General features: G+C 66.8%; 15 protein-coding genes. 2 read left to right on the top strand and 13 right to left on the bottom strand.

What is annotated here, in order from left to right; genetic code table 11:
• Nucleotides 1-15: 15 nt before the first annotated feature.
• The 13 genes from aroB to EU513_RS06045 form a co-directional block, all read right to left on the bottom strand.
• A complete protein-coding gene (aroB, locus tag EU513_RS06105) occupies nt 16-1,083 on the bottom strand; it encodes a 3-dehydroquinate synthase (protein ID WP_129625011.1) in 1,068 nt (355 codons plus the stop codon).
• Nucleotides 1,080-1,595, bottom strand: a complete 516-nt coding sequence (locus tag EU513_RS06100) for a shikimate kinase (RefSeq protein WP_370447347.1) — start codon at nt 1,593-1,595, stop codon at nt 1,080-1,082. The genes aroB and EU513_RS06100 overlap by 4 nt, the downstream gene beginning before the upstream one ends.
• Nucleotides 1,589-2,827, bottom strand: a complete 1,239-nt coding sequence (gene aroC, locus EU513_RS06095) for a chorismate synthase (protein WP_129625009.1) — start codon at nt 2,825-2,827, stop codon at nt 1,589-1,591. The genes EU513_RS06100 and aroC overlap by 7 nt, the downstream gene beginning before the upstream one ends.
• 13 nt (nt 2,828-2,840) lie before the next feature.
• A complete protein-coding gene (locus EU513_RS06090) occupies nt 2,841-3,689 on the bottom strand; it encodes a shikimate dehydrogenase (protein ID WP_205744685.1) in 849 nt (282 codons plus the stop codon).
• Nucleotides 3,683-4,897 carry an endolytic transglycosylase MltG gene (gene mltG, locus EU513_RS06085; RefSeq protein ID WP_129625008.1) on the bottom strand — a complete coding sequence of 405 codons (1,215 nt, stop codon included), beginning with the start codon at nt 4,895-4,897 and terminating at the stop codon, nt 3,683-3,685. Before mltG ends, EU513_RS06090 begins: the two co-directional genes overlap by 7 nt.
• Before the next feature lie 16 nt (nt 4,898-4,913).
• Nucleotides 4,914-5,402 (bottom strand): Holliday junction resolvase RuvX, encoded by a 489-nt coding sequence (gene ruvX, locus EU513_RS06080; protein WP_129625007.1) that lies wholly within the window; start codon nt 5,400-5,402, stop codon nt 4,914-4,916.
• Nucleotides 5,403-5,404: 2 nt separating this feature from the next.
• Nucleotides 5,405-8,113 carry an alanine--tRNA ligase gene (gene alaS / locus EU513_RS06075; RefSeq protein ID WP_129625006.1) on the bottom strand — a complete coding sequence of 903 codons (2,709 nt, stop codon included), beginning with the start codon at nt 8,111-8,113 and terminating at the stop codon, nt 5,405-5,407.
• 258 nt (nt 8,114-8,371) lie between these two features.
• Nucleotides 8,372-9,535, bottom strand: coding sequence for an ABC transporter ATP-binding protein (locus EU513_RS06070; RefSeq protein ID WP_129625005.1), 1,164 nt, complete (start codon nt 9,533-9,535; stop codon nt 8,372-8,374).
• A gap of 6 nt (nt 9,536-9,541) precedes the next feature.
• Nucleotides 9,542-10,627 (bottom strand): ABC transporter ATP-binding protein, encoded by a 1,086-nt coding sequence (locus EU513_RS06065; RefSeq protein WP_129625004.1) that lies wholly within the window; start codon nt 10,625-10,627, stop codon nt 9,542-9,544.
• A gap of 13 nt (nt 10,628-10,640) precedes the next feature.
• Entirely contained in the window at nt 10,641-11,630 is a 990-nt protein-coding gene (locus tag EU513_RS06060) for an ABC transporter permease (RefSeq protein ID WP_129625003.1), read from the bottom strand.
• A gap of 111 nt (nt 11,631-11,741) precedes the next feature.
• Entirely contained in the window at nt 11,742-13,493 is a 1,752-nt protein-coding gene (locus EU513_RS06055) for an ABC transporter substrate-binding protein (protein ID WP_129625002.1), read from the bottom strand.
• Nucleotides 13,494-13,569: 76 nt separating this feature from the next.
• Nucleotides 13,570-14,595 (bottom strand): ABC transporter permease, encoded by a 1,026-nt coding sequence (locus EU513_RS06050; protein WP_129625001.1) that lies wholly within the window; start codon nt 14,593-14,595, stop codon nt 13,570-13,572.
• Between the two features lie 193 nt (nt 14,596-14,788).
• A complete protein-coding gene (locus EU513_RS06045) occupies nt 14,789-16,159 on the bottom strand; it encodes a replication-associated recombination protein A (RefSeq protein ID WP_239701739.1) in 1,371 nt (456 codons plus the stop codon).
• A gap of 19 nt (nt 16,160-16,178) precedes the next feature.
• Between EU513_RS06045 and EU513_RS16325 the strand changes: the two genes are divergently transcribed.
• Nucleotides 16,179-16,952, top strand: coding sequence for a GNAT family N-acetyltransferase (locus EU513_RS16325; RefSeq protein ID WP_129625000.1), 774 nt, complete (start codon nt 16,179-16,181; stop codon nt 16,950-16,952).
• Nucleotides 16,953-16,968: 16 nt separating this feature from the next.
• Complete coding sequence (locus tag EU513_RS06035) at nt 16,969-17,778, top strand: thioesterase family protein (protein ID WP_129624999.1); 810 nt, start codon at nt 16,969-16,971, stop codon at nt 17,776-17,778.
• Nucleotides 17,779-17,787 lie beyond the last annotated feature (9 nt).

The following is a 17,787-nucleotide window of genomic DNA, read 5'->3' as shown; positions in this document are numbered from 1 at the left end:
GCCGAACGGTGGGACTCAGCTGACCGCGTCGTACGCCTCGCGCAGCCACTGCGGGTCGGGACCCTCGAGGCGCGCCGGCTCGGCGATGTCGGTGAGCACCACGAAACGCAAAGTGGCTCCGCGCGTCTTCTTGTCCCGCGACATGGCGGTCAGCAGTTCGTCCCACCGACCGGGTTCGTAGCGGGTCGGCAGCCCGACAAGGTCGAGGATGCGGCGGTGCTCGGCGACGATCGTCTCGTCCAACATGCCTGCGCGGCAGGCCAGTTCGGCGACGTACACCATGCCGACCGCAACGGCGTCACCGTGCCGCCACCGGTAGTGCTCCACCTGCTCGATGGCGTGGGCGAACGTGTGGCCGTAGTTGAGAATCTCCCGCAGCGAGGATTCGCGCGGGTCGGCGGCCACCACACGCGCCTTGACGGCGACAGCTCGCGAGACGAGTTCGGGCAACACCTCGCCGTCGACGTCCAAGGCCGCCTCGGGGTCGCTTTCGATCAGACGAAGGATCTGCGGGTCGGCGATGAAACCGCACTTGATCACTTCGGCGAACCCGGCAACCAGGTCGGCCAACGGCAAGGTGTGCAGCAGATCCAGATCGCACACCACAGCGGACGGGGAATGGAACGCACCGACGAGGTTCTTGCCCTCGGCCGTGTTGACCCCGGTCTTGCCACCGACCGCGGCATCGACCATGCCGAGCAGGGTGGTGGGCACCTGCACCACGGGAACTCCCCGCAACCAACCGGCCGCGACGAATCCGCCGAGATCGGTGGTGGCACCGCCGCCGAGGGCGACGACGACATCGGTACGGGTGAATCCTGCCTGTCCGAGGGTCGCCCACAGGTCGGCGGCGACGCTGATCTGTTTGGCCGACTCGGCGTCGGGCAGGACGCGAACCACCACCTGGCGGTCACCGGTTCGCAACGAGTCGGCGACCTGTTCGGCCCTGTCCGTCATGGCGGGAGCGTGCACCAGCAGGACCCGCATGGCGCCCCCGACGTGATCGGCAATCTGGTCCGCGACGCCACGTCCGATGATGACGTCGTAGTCGTCACCGACCTGGATCACCTTGGCGCTGTTCACGATTCGCGCCCCAACCAGGCATGCACCTGCTCGACGACCTGCTCGGGCGTGCACCCTGCGGTGTCGATGCGGACGCTCGCGAGCGACTCATAGGTAGGACGGCGCTCGTTCATCAACCGGGTCCAGGTGGCGCGCGGGTTGACGGCGAGCAACGGTCGGGAGGCATCGAAACCGATGCGTCCCGATGCGTCCGAGATCGAGACGTCGAGGAAGACGACATGGTGACCACTCAGGAGTTCGGCGACGCTCGGCTGCATCGGCGCTCCCCCGCCGAGCGCGACGACGCCCGCACCGTCGAGGGCTCGGGCGACCGCGTCGGCCTCCATGCGGCGGAACGCAGGCTCGCCGTCCTCGACGAAGATGTCGCTGATCGTGCGACCGTCGGTCTGCTCGACGAGCGCGTCGGTATCGACGAACTCCGTGCCGAGCGTCTGCGCCAGGCGCGCCCCGACCGTCGACTTGCCCGCCCCCGGCGGGCCGATCAGCACAACCGTCGGACGAACAGTCACGATCCCTCCTGCGACTCGAAGGACTTCATCAGCTCGGGAATCGCGTTGAGATAGGCGCGGTGGTTGCGGGCCGTCTCGGCGACGCTGTCGCCGCCGAACTTCTCCACGCATGCCTCGGCGAGCACAAGAGCCACCATGGCTTGCGCCACGACCCCCGCCGCCGGCACCGCGCACACGTCAGAGCGCTGGTGGATCGCCGTCGACGCCTCCCCCGTACTCACGTCGACCGTGCGCAGGGCACGCGGGACGGTGGAGATCGGCTTCATCGCGGCACGCACCCGCAGCGGCTCGCCCGTCGACATGCCACCTTCGGTACCTCCCGCGCGGTTGGAGGCCCGCCGGATCACTGCGTCGGTGCGGTCGATCTCGTCGTGGGCCGCGGATCCGCGACGAGCCGCGGTGAGGAAGCCGTCGCCCACCTCCACACCCTTGATCGCTTGGATCCCCATCAAGGCACCGGCCAGCCGCGCGTCGAGGCGGCGGTCCCAGTGCACGTGCGAACCGAGGCCCGGGGGTAACCCGTACGCCAGCACCTCGACCACCCCACCGAGCGTGTCGCCGTCCTTCTTCGCCGCGTCGACCTCGGCCACCATCGCAGCGGATCCGTGCGGATCCAGCGAGCGAACCGGGTCGGCATCGAGCGCCTCGACATCGGCCGGGACCGGCAGCGAAGCGTCGGGCGCCGAACCGGCGGTACCGATCGACACGGTGTGCGAGACCAGTTCGATGCCGTATGCCTGCTCCAGGAACGCTTCGGCCACCGCTCCCAGGGCCACGCGTGCCGCGGTCTCGCGTGCGGAGGCACGTTCGAGAATGGGGCGCGCCTCGTCGAACCCGTACTTCTGCATACCGACGAGGTCGGCATGGCCCGGACGCGGACGGGTCAGCGGACGGTTACGGGCGAGCTCCTGCGGCGCACCGATGTCGTCTGCGGCAGCGATCGCGCCCTCATCGACCGGGTCGGTACCCATGACGGCCTGCCATTTGGGCCATTCGGTGTTGGCGATCGTGATCGCGATCGGCGACCCGAGGGTGCGACCGTGGCGCACACCGCCGCCGAAGGACACCTCGTCCTGCTCGAACTTCATCCGCGCCCCCCGACCATGGCCGAGACGGCGGCGGGCCAGAGCAGCCTGCAGATCGGACGAGGACACCTCGACCCCTGCGGGCAATCCTTCGAGAACGGCGGTCAGGCACGGCCCGTGGGACTCACCTGCGGTCAACCAGCGCAACATGTGCGCGATCTTTTCACGCCTCGCGGGCCGCGAGTGCAGCGTGTCCAGCCTGCTGGACGGCATTCAGCGGTGGAACCCGGCCGGTCATCAACTCGACCTGTCGCACAGCCTGGTGGATCAGCATCTCCAGACCGGAGACGACACGAGCGCCGGTGTGCTCACCCGAATCGGCGAAGGCGGTCGGCCAGCCGGCGTAGACGGCGTCCATCCACACCGTTCCGGTCCGGGCACGCACCGGACTCGCGCTTGCCACCCCCGCGAAGCCGTCCGCGCCGCCGGGCGGGAGGGTACTGATGACCAGGTCGTATCCGTGTGCGTGCACTCCGGCGTCGGTCAGTGAGACGACGTCCGTGGTCATGCCGTGATCATTGGCCTGGGCGAGTGTCGAGGCGCGCGCGTCCTTGCGGACGGCGAGGGTCACGTCCAGCACGCCGAGTTCGGCCAGTGCGGCCAACACCGACCGGGCAGTCGCGCCCGAACCCAGCACGAGTGCACGGCCAGTCGCGGCCGTTCCCACCCCGGCGTCCTGCAGAGCGGCGACCACCCCGTGGACGTCGGTGTTGTAGCCGTGCCAACCCGACTCGGTGGGGACAAGCGTGTTGACCGCACCGGTCTGGAGCGCGATCGGATCACAGTGCGCAGCGAGGACTAGCGCCTCCTCCTTCAACGGCATCGTGAGGGAGAGACCCGCCCACTCCGTACCGAGGGATCCGACGAACTCCGCCAGGGCGGACTCGTCGACCTCGAACCGCTCGTAGCGCCAGTCGTCCAACCCCAACGCCTCGTACGCCGCCCGGTGGAGCACCGGCGACAGCGAGTGCTCGATCGGCGAACCGAGCACCGCCGCCCGACGGATCAGCACTTGCCCGGATTGTTGCGGCACCAGGCCTGGAACTCACGAACATTCTTCAGGTGGGCGCCGTAGTCGGTCTCGAACTTCGTCTCGCCGGTCTCCTGGTTCACCGTCACGAAGTAGAGCCACGGTCCGGTGGCGGGCTTGGCCGCTGCCTTGAGCGCTTCCAGACCCGGGTTGTTGATCGGGCCAGGGGGCAGACCCGGATGCTTGTAGGTGTTGTACGGGCTGTTGTCGTTACGTTCCTTGTCGGTGGTGGTGACGGTGCCACGCTTCTGGGTGATGTAGTGGATCGAGGAGTCCATCTGCAGCGGCATCCCCTTCTCCTCGCGGTTGTCGATCACGCGCGCCACCTTCGCGCCGTCGGCACCCAGCCGCGACTCACCTTGGACGAACGACGCCACGATCACGGTCTTGCGCAACTGGTCCGCCGGAACACCCAGCTGGTTCAGCTGCTTCTTACCCAGTGCGACCATCGCCTTGAGCTGCTCGGACGCGGTCGCGCTCGGCTCGAACTCGTAGGTGGAGGGGAACAGGAAGCCTTCGAGCTTGCCGTCAGCGGCCGGCGGGAGGCCGAGCGCCTTCGGATCGACCTTCTTGTACTCGGCCACCGGAACACCGGTCTGCTTGGAAAGGGTCGCGAAGATCTCGCTCACCCACATGCCCTCACGCACTGTCACGCCCTTGGACATGCGGGTTGCGGGGTCGAGCAGCAGGTTGAGCGCCGACTGCGAACTCATCTGCTTCTTCATCTTGTACGTGCCGGGCTGCACCTTGGAGAATTCCGGGTTCGCCCCGGCGACGGAGGCGAAGGTTCCGGCGGACTTCACGACGCCGGCCTCCTTCAGAGCGACCCCGATGGCATGGCCGGAGTCACCCGGCTTGACCTTGACCTCGACCGTACCGGTGCCCTCACCCGCGTAATCACCACCGCCGGATCTGCCTGCGCCGATGCTGGGAATGAGGTCGGTGCCCACGGTCTTGAGAGCCAGCCCGAAACCACCGAGAACCAGCACGCTCGCGAGAGCCATCACCAGGCAGGAGCGGTTGCGACGGTTCGGACCCTCTGGGTTGTCAGCCTGCGCGAACGGACGCATGTCACGCGCCTGCGCACGCGATTGCGCGGCCGGCTCCCGCCGGTTGGGAAGTTTCCCGGCCGGCTGCCCGCGGTCTTCTCCCTCTCCGAAGATCGAATCGGAGAGACGGGAGTCGTTCATCAAGTGCCCTTCTTCTTCACGTCGACCGCCGGTGGCGGGGTTTGCGCCCGCCCACGGCGATGCCTGGGGGCGCACCGGTCGTACGTTCTGTGTCCAACGCGACTTGCAAGATCATCGCAGCCGCCTGGCTGTCGATCACGCTTTTGCTGCGCCGTGTCGAAACTCCGGCGTCGCGCATCGCCCGGTGAGCGTCCACCGTGGTGAGCCGTTCGTCGACCAGCCTCACCCCGATGGATGGTCTGGCTCGGTGCAGAGCGGTCGCCCAGGCGCGCGCTGCCTCGGCGGCCGCCCCTTCGTCGCCGGACAACGACCTCGGCAGCCCCACGATCACCTCGACGGCGGAACGCACGTCGACCAGTTCCAGCGTCTGCTGGATGTCGCGGTTCGTGGCGGCGTCCCGCGCGAGGGTCGTCTCCGGGGTCGCGATGAGGCCGTCCGGGTCGCAGATCGCGATCCCGACCCGGACGGAGCCCACGTCGACGCCGACGCGTACGCCACGGCGCATGATCAGTCGAGTGTCTGTCGAATCGCGCAGGCCACGGCCGACAGCGCCTCGTCCACCTTGGACGGGTCCTGGCCGCCGCCCTGGGCGACGTCCGGCTTGCCACCGCCACCGCCACCGAGCACGGACGCGGCCTGCTTGACCAGCGCACCCGCCTGGATGCCGCGGTCACGGGCCGACTGGTTGGTAGCGATCACGACCACCGGCCGCCCGGCATTGACACCGGTGACCGCCACGACGGAGCCGGACGCGTCACCGAGGCGGGCGCGCAACGAGAGCACCAGCGAGCGCACCTGGTCCGCCGGTAGGTCACCCGCGTGGTGGGTCAGCACCTTCACCGCGGAAATGTCCTGTGCCTGCTCCACGAGGGAGGCAGCCTCGGCCTGCACCTGTTCCTGCTTCAGCCTGGCGATCTCGCGCTCGGCGTCCTTGACCCGGACGAGCAGGGCGTCGACCTTGTCGCGCAGTTCGCCCGGTTGCGCGCCGACCATTCCGCTGAGTTCGGCGACCAGCATTCGTTCCTTGGCGAGGTAACGCAGCGCTTCCATCCCGACGAGCGCCTCGACACGACGTACGCCCGAGCCGACACTCCCCTCACCGGTGAGCGTCAGGGCACCGATCTGCGAGGAGTGTGCGACGTGCGTGCCACCGCACAGTTCGCGCGACCACGGGCCACCGATCTCGACGACGCGTACCTGCTCGTCATAGGTCTCCCCGAAGAGAGCGAGCGCCCCCCATTCGCGCGCTTCCGGCAGCGTCATGAACTGCGCCGACACCGGAAGGTCCTGTCGCACAGCGAGATTCGACACTTCCTCGATCTCGCTGCGGGTCGCGGCGGAGAGGCCGGAGTTCCACGCGAAGTCGAGACGCAGGTAGCCGGGCTTGTTGTACGAACCCGACTGCAGCGCGGACGGGCCGAGGACCTGCCGCAGCGCCGCGTGCACGACGTGGGTGCCGGAGTGTGCCTGACAGGCCGACACACGCCACTCGGGGTCGACCTTGGCCTCCACTGCGTCGCCGACGGTGAGCCCGTGCTCGCCGGCTTCGACGGTGTGGACGACCAGGCCCTTGACCGGACGCTGAACGTCGCGCACCGGCAACTCGCCGTACGGACCGGCGATGACCCCTGAGTCTGCGATCTGACCGCCGGACTCTGCGTAGAACGTGGTGCGGTCGAGTACGACCTGACCGGTCTGACCCGGACGAAGCTCGGGCACCTGCACCCCGTCCACGACGATGCCGGTGATCTTCGCGTCCGCCGAAAGTCCTTGGTAGGCAAGCCAATCGGTTGCACCGAGGGCTCGCAGTTCACGCCACACCTCGGTGTGCGCGTGGCCGGCCTTCTTCGACTTCGCGTCGGCCTTCGCGCGATCGCGCTGCTCCTGCATCAGGCGGCGGAACCCCGGCTCGTCGACCTGGACACCCTGCTCGGCGGCCATCTCGAGGGTCAGATCGATCGGGAAGCCGTAGGTGTCGTGCAACTGGAAGGCCTGCTCTCCCGCGAGCGTCGCCTGGCCACCGCCCGTCGACGCAGCACTCTGCTTCGCCTTCGTCACGGCGGTGTCGAGGATGACCGTGCCGGCGCCCAACGTGCGGCGGAACGCGTCCTCCTCGCCGTAGGCGATCTGGCTGATGCGGGGAAAATCGATCTCGAGTTCGGGGTAACTGGCCTTCATGCGGTCCATGGAGACCGGCAGCAGTTCGGGCAGGGCCTTGTCCTCGTAACCGAGCAACCGCATCGCGCGCACCGCCCGGCGCAGCATGCGACGCAGCACGTAGCCGCGACCCTCGTTCCCCGGGGTCACTCCGTCGCCGATGAGCATCAGGCTGGAGCGGACGTGGTCGGCGACCACACGCAGGTGCACGTCGTCCGGGTGCGATTGCCCTGCCGCCTGCCCGGACTTCTCGCCGTACTTCCTGCCGGTCATCTCGGCGGCCTTGGCGAGCACTGGGAAGACCTCGTCGATCTCGTACAGGTTGTCCTTGCCCTGCAGGAGCGTCGCCATGCGCTCGAGGCCCATACCGGTGTCGATGTTTTTGGCGGGCAGCGGACCGGCGATGTCGAAGTCGGCCTTGCTGCGCACCTGTGACAGGTCGTCCTGCATGAACACGAGGTTCCAGAACTCCATGTAACGGTCCTCGTCGACCGCCGGTCCGCCCTCGGCGCCGTACTGCGCGCCACGGTCGTAGAACAACTCCGAACAGGGACCACCCGGACCGGGCACACCCATGTTCCAGTAGTTGTCCTCCTTGCCGCGGCGGGTCATCCTCTCGACGGGGATGCCGATCTTCTCGTGCCAGATCGCGTACGCCTCGTCGTCGTCCTCGTAGACGGTCGGCCAGACACGTTCGGGGTCGAGGCCGTACCCGCCGTCGGCGATCGGGGTGGTGACCAGGCCCCACGCCAGTTCGATGGCGCGCTCCTTGAAGTAGTCACCGAAGCTGAAGTTGCCGTTCATCTGGAAGAACGTGCCGTGACGTGAGGTCTTGCCGACCTCTTCGATGTCACCGGTGCGCACGCACTTCTGGACGCTGGTGGCGCGCGGCCACGGCGGCGTCTGCTGGCCGAGCATGTACGGCTTCATCGGCACCATGCCGGCGTTGACGAACAGCAGGTTGGGGTCGTCGTAGATGAGCGGTGCGCTGGGCACGACCACGTGGTCGTTGTCCTCGAAGAACTTCAGCCAACGGCGCCGGATCTCGGCGGTTTCCATGAGAATCCTTAGGTTTCGATCAAGAAAATGGGCAGGACGAGGGGCGGGGCCGACAGGGCCCTACGCGGCTCGTGCTCCCAGGTGCCGACACGACCCGACTGTCCCGGCGACGTCGCGTCGTCGGGCTGCTCGGGAGAAGGTGTCGGTATGCATCCCTCGAAGCTTATCGCCCGTCGGTGAGGGTCGTCGCGACAGATACGAACGGCGGCCGCGCCACGGTGTGTGGTGCGGCCGCCGTTCGAATGCGTCCTGCGTGGATCAGGCGTCCGCCTCGACGACCTCTGCGGTGAGGTGGGTCTTCTTCTCCGGGAAGTGACAGGCGATGCCGTGACCGAAACGCTCCCCGTGCCCCTTGATCTGCGGTTCCTCGCTGGCACAGATCTCCTGTGCCTTCCAGCACCGGGTGCGGAAGCGGCAACCGCTCGGCGGATCGATCGGGCTCGGGACGTCACCGACCAGTCGGATCCGCTCCTCGGGCACGTGGCCACGAACGACATTCAGGTCGGGCGCCGCCGAGAGCAGCGCCTGCGTGTACGGGTGCTCGGGTGCGCCGTAGATCTCCTCGCGGTCGCCGAGTTCCATGACCTTGCCCAGATACATGACCGCGACGCGGTCGCAGAAGTGCCGCACGACGCCGAGGTCGTGAGCGATGAACACGAACGCGATGTCGAGTTCCTTGCGCAACTTGCTCATCAGGTTCATGACCTGTGCCTGGATCGACACGTCGAGCGCCGACACCGGTTCGTCGGCCACGATGACCTTCGGCTCCACGGCCAGCGCTCGGGCGATACCGATGCGCTGACGCTGACCGCCGGAGAACTCGTTCGGATAACGATTGATGTGCTCGGGATTCAGACCGACGAGTTCCAGCAACTCCTGAACGCGTGCCTTGACCTGCTTCTTGGGCACGATGCCGTGCAGTTCCAGTGCGGTACCGACGATCGACTGAACCGTGAAGCGGGGGTTCAGCGAACCGTAGGGGTCCTGGAAGATCAGCTGGATGTCACGACGGAGCGGACGCAGGTCCTTCTCCTTCATGTGGGTGATGTCGTTGCCGCCGAAGGTGATCTTGCCGTCGGTCGGCTCCAGCAGTCGGGTGATGAGACGACCCGTCGTGGTCTTGCCACAGCCGGACTCACCGACCAGGCCCAGGGTCTCCCCCGCGGCGAGGTCGAAACTCACTCCGTCGACGGCCCGTGTCTGCAGGGTGGTCGGGAACAGCCCCGAGTACTCCTTCACCGGGAAGTGCTTGGCGAGGTTCTCCACCACCAGCAGCGGCTCCCGGCCGGCGGTGGCCTTGCGCTCGTGCACCACCGGGGCAGCGTCGTACTCCGGCCGATGCGTGGCACCGGCGCCTGCGGCGTTCTCTTCGGCGCCGGCTGCGTGGGAGCCGGTGCCCGATTCCTTGTTCAGATCTGCCATCTCGTACTACTTCCCCAGTCGCGGCGCGACCTCGGCCGCGAAGATCTCGGCGGGCTCGGCCAGGTGGCACCGGGTCAGACGTCCGGGTTCGCCCGGCACCTCGGTGAACGCCGGCAGTTCGGTGAAGCACCGGTCTCCCGGAACACGGTCGGCGTAGTCGCACCGCGGGTTGAACGAGCAGCCCTTGGGCAAGTTCAACAGGCTCGGCGGGTTGCCGCGCACCGGGTTCAACGGCATGTCGATGGCCGCCGACAGCGAGGGCACCGACGACAACAAGCCCCAGGTGTAGGGGTGACGCGGGTCGGCCAGCACCTCACGCGTCGTGCCGTACTCCACACCACGGCCGGCGTACATCACCAGCACCTTGTCGGAGACCTCGGCGACGACCGCGAGGTCGTGGGTGATCATGATGATCGCCGACCCGAACTCGCGCTGCAGATCGTTGAGCAGGTCGAGAATCTGTGCCTGCACTGTCACATCGAGCGCGGTGGTCGGCTCGTCCGCGATCAGCAGACGCGGGTCGTTCACCAGACCGAGTGCGATCATCGCTCGCTGACGCATACCACCGGAGAACTCGTGCGGGTACTGCTTGGCACGACGCGCCGGGTTCGGGATACCGACACGGTCCAACATCTCGACCGCACGCTTGTGGGCGAGACTCTTGGACACCTTGTGGTGCACCAGGTACGCCTCGGCGATCTGGCTTCCGATCTTCTTGAACGGGTGCAGTGAGGACTGCGGATCCTGGAAGATCATCGCCACGGTGTTGCTGCGTACCTTCTGGAAGGTCTGCGGGCTCGCGCCCACCAGTTCCTGTCCGTCGAGCAGGATCGACCCGCTCATCCGAGTGCGCTTCGGGTCGTGCAGGCCCATGACGGCCATCGACGACACGGACTTGCCCGAACCGGACTCCCCCACGATCGCCAGGGTTTCACCGAGCTTGAGCTCGTAGCTCACGCCGTTGACGGCACTGACCACACCATCGGCCGTCGGGAACTGCACCTGCAGATCCTTGACCTCCAGGATGGTCTCGGCGTTGGGGTCGAGCCGCGGACGGCGGGAGGACTGTTCGCTGATTGCTGCTGTGGACATCGCTCTTCTCTCCTCAGGACAGCTTCACGCGTGGGTCGACGACGCCGTACAGCAGGTCGACGATGAGGTTGCCGACGCTGACGACCAGGGCTCCGACCAGGACGACGCCACTGATGACCTGCAGGTCCTGCTGATCGAACGAACGAATCGCCAAGGTGCCCATGCCGGGCAGACCGAAGATGCGCTCGGTGAAGACCGCCCCGGACAGGTCCGCGGCGATGTTCAGGCCGACGAGGGTCAGGAACGGTGCCATCGCAGCGCGCAGCGCGTGGCTGATGACGACCTTCCGCTCCGACAGGCCCTTCGATCGGGCGGTGCGGACGAAGTCACCGGAGAGCGTGTCGATCATCGCGGCGCGCACGTAGCGCACGTATGCCGTCGCCTGGATCAGGCCGTAGATCAGCCAGACACCGATCAGGCCGACGAACCACTTCGCGGGATCTTCGGTGAATGGCACCCACTGACTGCGCGGGAGAATGGGATGCAGCACCATCAGGTACAGGAAGAACAGCAGCGCGAGGATGTAGTAGGGCACCGACGGGACGAACTGGGTGATACCGACGATCATCCGATCGACCCAGTTACCTCTGTTGCGCGCTGCCACCACCCCGAACATCAAGCCGAAGAGCGTGTAGACCACGGTGCCGCCGACCACCACCGACAGCGTGACCGGAGCTGCTTGGAAGACCATGTCCTTGACCGGACGGTCCTGAACCCAGGACCAGCCCAGGCAGGGGGCGGCGCATTCCTTCTGGAAACCGCCGGAGGTGATCGTGCGCCCGACGGCGATCCCCTTCACGTACTCGGTGTACTGCTGAACCTTGGGCTTGTCGAGGCCCATGCTCTTTTCGATCTCCGCGATCCGCTCCTCGGTGCAGTTACGGGTGCACGAAATTCCGGCGGGATCGTTCGGGCCGAGATAGAAGATGACGAAGGTGAAGGTCACCGCGGCAAGCATGACGCTGAGCGTCATGAGCAGCCGTCGGAGGACGTAGACGAGCACGAGTACTCCTGGTCGGAATGGGGTGCGTTGGGGGCTCGCGAGAAGGGCCGCCCGGGATCACCGGGCGGCCCCGCTCGTGAACTTACTTCAAGGTGTTGCTACTGACGTAGGTCAGCCGACCCAGACCTGGGCCAGGTCCGGCATACCGCGGTTCGGGTCGTTGACCACGTTGTGGACCTGCTTGCCGAAGATGAAGTTGGCCTTACCGTAACCCAGCGGGATCGCCGGGATGTAGTCCTTGGCCAGCTTCTCGTCGAGCTTGTTCCACTCCGGTCCCTGCTTGTCGGCGTCGAGACCGATGATGCGGTTGATCTCGGCGTCGAGCGTCTTGTCAGCCAGGAAGCCCACGCTGTGGCCACCCTTCTGCACGGCGCTGGTGAACAGAGCCGGGTAGACGGAGTCGCCGGCCGGCCAGTCGTAGCACCATCCGGCGGGACCAGTGAGGGTGTTGACCTTGCCGTCGGTCTCGGCGCGACGCTTACGAGCGTCAGCCTTCGGCACACCGACGTCCTTGACCTTGAAGCCGGCCTTCTCGAACGCCGTCTTGCGGGCGATGTTCGCCTTGACTGCGTCCGGGTTGTCCTGGGTGTAGTACCAGGAGATCTCGAAGTTCTCCTTGCCGGCGTCCTTCAGCATCTTCTTGGCCTTCTCCGGGTCACCCGTACCCTGGCCGGTCATGCCGTTCTGCGGGGCGTAGGCCTTGAAGCCCGGCACCTGCGGCGCCATGTACGACGTCGCCGGGGTGAAGCTCAGGCTGGTCGCGCCCGACGCCTTGCGCACCTGGTCGTACGGGTACGCAGCGGCGATCGCCTTGCGGACCTCGAGCGGCACGGAGCGGGTGTCGATGTTGAAGTAGGTGACACACGGGTCCGGACCGGTGACCAGCTGGTCCTTCTGCTGGTTGACCTTCTGCAGCAGCGTCGAGTCGACGCCGTCCCAGTTCAGGGTGGTGGCGTCCGGACCGTTGCTGGCGAGGATCGCGGTCTGGGTCGGCTTGGTGTCCGTACCCCACTGGAAGTTGTACGCGTCGACGTACTGGCGGCGGGCCGGGTCCGAGGCAGCATCCCAGTTCGGGTTCTTCTTCAGCGTCAGGCTCTGGCCCTTGACGTACTTGTCGAACATGTAGGGACCGGTGGCGATGGGGTTGTCGCCGTACTTGTCCTTGGTGTCCTTGGCCTGCGGAATCGGCGAGACCTGGGTGAACGCCGCGTAGTACGGGAAGGTCGGCCACTTCTTCTTGAGCTTGAACTCGATGGTCTTGTCGTCCTTGGCGACGACACCCTTGTACTCGCCCTTGTCCTTGAACGGACCCTTGTACTTGTCACCGTCGAGCAAGTAGTCCATGACGTACGGCGGGCCGTCCGGCAGTTCCTCGGTGGCGAACGACCGCTTCACCGCGTAGGCGATGTCGGCAGCCTTGATCGGGGTTCCGTCGGCGTACTTCAGGCCGTCCTTCAGAGTGAAGGTCCAGGTCAGACCGTCTTCCGACGCCTTGCCCAGGTCGGTGGCGAGGTCCGGCACGAGGACGGACTTGCCGTTCTCGACCTTGTAGGTGGTGAGCGTACGGGTCACCAGCTGGCTCAGGATGGCCATGGTGTCCTGGTAGTAGGCACGGGTCGGGTCGAAGGTCTCCGGCACCGACGCGTACTTGATGGTCAGCGTGCCGCCCTTCTTCGCACCCTGGATCTCCGGAGCGGGGCCCTTGGCGTCGGCCTGCAGGTCGGCCGCGGCCGTGCCCTGCGAGGTCGACGAGCTCGAACCCTTGCCCGCGTCGGTCTTCTTGTCGGAGGGGCTTCCTCCACCGCAGGCTGCGAGCGACACAGTGCCCGCTGCAGCCAGCGCCACGACCTTGGTCCAGCGCATGTTGTTTCTCCTTTGTGTACTTCCCGGCCAGCACCAGGAAGGTTCTGCACGATCCGTCGGCGACGGATCGAAGTCTTTATCGGCGGGTGTTCGGGTTGAACGCGTCCGCGATCGCGTCGCCCAGCAGCGACAGCGCGAGCACCAGCAGGGAGACCGCGATCACGGGGACCCACAGGTACAGGGGCTGCAATTCGTAGTAGCCCTGTGCCGCGGCGATCGTCAGACCCCACGACGCCGTCGGCTCCTTGAGCCCGACACCGAGGAAGGACAGACCGGCTTCGGCGGAGATGAACGCCGGGATGGCCAACGTCAGCGACACGATGATCAGGCCGACCAGGTTCGGAAGCATCTCCTTGAACAGGATCCGGCGTGTGGGCACGCCCAGCGCCCGAGCGGCCTGCACGAATTCTTTCTCGCGCATCGAGATCACTTCGCCTCGTACCAGGCGAGCAAGGCCGGCCCAGAAGAAGAAGGTGAGCACGAACACCAGCGAGCCGAAGCGAACCTTGGTGACCGTGTCGTCGGAGATCTCCAGCGGAGAGCCGAACCATGAGGTGATGATCGGCACCAGCGCGATGGCGAAGAGCAGGAACGGCAGCGACAGGATGAAGTCGATGACCCACGAGACGATGTTGTCGATCCAGCCACCGAAGTAGCCGGCCAGCAGACCGACCGTCACGCCGATGACCGTTGTTGCGATCGCGGCGAATGTGCCGATGACGATGGAGGGACGTGCTCCGTACACGAAGCGAGCGAACAGGTCACGGCCGAGCGAAGGTTCGATGCCCAGCCAGTGGTCGGCGGTCTGCCCGATGGTGGGAAGTCCGTCGACGTCCAGCAGGTCGGAGTGCGTGGTCGCGGGGTCCTGCCCTTCGAGCGCGGCCAACGCCGGAGCGAAGATGGCCACCAGCACGTACACGACGATGATGCCGAAGCAGATCATCGCGACCTTGTCCTTGCGCAGGCGCGCCATGGCGATCTGAACCGGCGACTTACCGGCGGTGCTCAGACCCTTGTCCTTCTTCCCACGACGACCGGTGTCTACCGGTTCGACGGTGGCCTCCGAGACAGACTCGGCCACCTGCTGCGGGTTGAAGCTCATCGATCCTCCGTTGGGACAGACGCGGGTTCGGGCTCGTCGGTTGACTGACCTTCGGTTGCGACGTGTACCAGGCCCCAACCCGGCGGCTCGTGGTTCACACGCGCCTCACGCCGTGGAAAAACATGCCACACGGTTTGCCAGGTGCAACCCTTCGGTGCCGTACGGTCACCCAATCGTTACCAAGTGTCCGAGATCACAAGGTGTGGTTCCGGATGGTGCTGCGAAGGGTCGCCCAACGCTGTCCCAGGGTCGCTTCCCAGCCCCTGTCGGACGGGTGGTAATAGTCCGCTTCTGAGATCAGATCGTCGGGCAGGAACTGTTGCGGCCCAACGCCATTGGGTTCGTCGTGCGTGTAGCGGTAGCCCTCGCCACTGCCGTACTCGGCGGCGCGCGCATAGCCGGTGCCGCGCAGGTGGGCCGGAACCTGCCCGATCCGGCCGGCCCGGACGTCGGAGATGGCCGCGTTGATCGCCGCATAGGTCGCGTTCGACTTCGGAGCCAGACAATTGTGTACCACTGCCTGGGCGAGCACCAGACGCGCTTCGGGCATGCCGATCTGGGCGACAGCGTGCAGGGCCGCGACGGCCGTCTGCAGTGCCGTCGGATCGGCCATCCCGATCTCCTCCGAGGCGGAGATGACCACCCGCCTGGCGATGAAGCGCGGGTCCTCACCCGCCTCCAACATACGGGCGAGGTAGTGCAGCGCGGCGTCGACATCGCTTCCCCGCATCGACTTGATGAAGGCCGAGGCGACGTCGTAGTGCTGGTCGCCGGTCTTGTCGTAGCGCACCGCCGCCGTCGCTACTGCCTGCTCCACGTCGGCAAGCGTGATGTGGGTCGGCGTCGCGGTGTCGTCACGGTCGAGCGCGACACCTGCGGCCGCCTCGAGCGAGGTGAGCGAACGCCGTCCGTCACCGCCGGCCATCCGGACGAGGTGGTCGAGAGCTTCGTCGTCCAGCACGAACTCGGCAGCAAGGCCGCGCTCGTCGGCCACCGAGTCGGTGATCAGTTGACGAATATCGCTGTCGTCCAACGACTTCAGTGTGACTGTGACCGACCGGGACAGCAGTGGGGCGATGATCGAGAAGGACGGATTCTCGGTCGTGGCCGCGACCAGGATGATCGTCCGGTTCTCCACACCGGGCAGCAATGCGTCCTGCTGCGCCTTGCTGAACCGATGGATCTCGTCGAGGAACAGGACTGTGTCGCGCCCGTAGAGGGACTTGTCGCGCACCGCCTGGTCCAGCACCGCCCGGACGTCCTTGACTCCCGCATTGATCGCCGAGAGCTCGACGAACCTGCGGTCGGTGGCGCCGGCCACCAGGTGCGCGAGTGTCGTCTTGCCGGTGCCGGGCGGCCCCCACAGGATCGCCGAAACCGGACCGGCCGCTCCCCCGGCGCCCTCGATCAACCGGCGAAGCGGGCTGCCGACACGGAGTACGGCCTGCTGCCCTCGTACCTCGTCCAGGTTGCGCGGCCGCATCCGCACGGCGAGCGGTGGTAGTAGGCCGCCCTGACCCCTGGGGTCGGCGTCGGCGGAGGCGGCGAAGAGGTCGTCGGACACGACTGCAACGCTAACCCTCGTGAACCTGCAGCTACGAACCCTGAGCGGACGTGACGAACTCCTTGCCGCGAGCGGCGACGACCCCTATGTGCGTTGGGAATGCGATGCCGCCCTGGTCGATCAGGCGTGGGCGCTCGGATCGGCCGTGGCGTTCCTGCGCCGCGGCCACCATCGTCGCAACGTTCACCTGAACGTCTGCGGCCCGGAGCACGATGCCGCTCCCCTGCTGGACGCGATCGTCGCGGCAGGCTTGCCGCCGGAGGCAGACGGCATCTCGATCGACCAGCATCTCTTCCCGCTCGCGCAGCGCCATTTCACCTTCGGCCGAGGTGGCGACTGGGACTGGATGTGGACGGTGGACACGCCACCTGTCGTGCCTCACCTCGATCACTTGGACGAACTGGACGATACGTTGGACGCCGCAGAACTGTTGGCGCTGAACGAGATCGGTAACCCGACTGCTGAATCTCGTCCGGGCGAGGGCGCAACCGAACTGTGGCTCGGCATCCGCGAGGAGGGTCGCATCGTTGCTGCCGGAGCAATGCACCGCACGGGTGCAGGTGCGCCACACCTCGCCGGCATCGTCACCCACCCAGACGCCCGTGGACGTGGCTTCGGCGCAGCCGTGACTGCCGGACTGACGACCGCGGCACTCGACCGCTCGGGCGTCAGCACGCTCGGGATGTACTCCGACAACGACACGGGTCGTCGGCTCTACCACCGTCTCGGCTACCGCACCGCTCACGCCTGGGCGTCCCGCGGGTTCGCCGAGACACCCATCGGCTCGCAGTGAGTGATGGGATGTGCACATGACCGACTTCGATGACGCGATCGCGCTGACCTCCGCTGCCGACGACACCTACCGCGGATCGCTGTCGGACGAGTGGAGCATCGGCGAGGCGGTGAACGGTGGGCTGCTGATGGCCCTCTCCACCGTCGCTGTGGTCGACGCTGTTCCGGAGCACCACCCGCACCCCCTCACCTGGAGTGGGGTCTTCCTCTCCCCCGCGGTACCCGGCGAAGTAACGGTCGCACCGACCGTCCTGCGTACCGGTCGGACCATGTCGACCGCCGAAGTGATTGTGCGACAGGGAGATTCAGAACGCTTCCGGGCGCTGGTGACGATGGGCGACGTGTCGTCGCACGCCGAACCGGTGCGCAAGCACAGCCCGATGCCGACCTTCCCGGACGCCGAGCACTGTGTGTCGGCCTCCGAGGCGCCGCCGTCCGCGCTGACGAAGTCGGGGCTGCTCCACCGCTTCGACATGCGACTGGATCCCGCGACCGTCGGCTGGGCGCTCGGCGACCCCAGTGGGATGGGCGAGATCCGCGGTTGGATCAGGTTCGCCGACGGGCGCGAACCGGATCCGTTGTCGCTGTTGACTTTCCTGGACGCGTTCCCGCCGGTTGCGTTCGACGTGGGCTCGGTGGGTTGGGTGCCGACGATCGAGTTCACCGGCTACGTTCGCGCCGTCCCGGCGGCGGGTTGGCTCGCGATCCGGCTGCGTACTTCGACGGTCACCGGCAACCTGCTGGAGGAGGACGCCGAGGTCTGGGACTCCACCGGCCGACTGGTAGCGCAGTCGCGCCAACTGGCCTCTGCTCGCTTCGCCGCCTGAGAGTCGGCG

Source organism: Yimella sp. RIT 621 (assembly GCF_004146205.1).
Lineage (GTDB): Bacteria > Actinomycetota > Actinomycetes > Actinomycetales > Dermatophilaceae > Yimella > Yimella lutea.
This window is presented reverse-complemented; position numbering and strand designations above follow the sequence as displayed.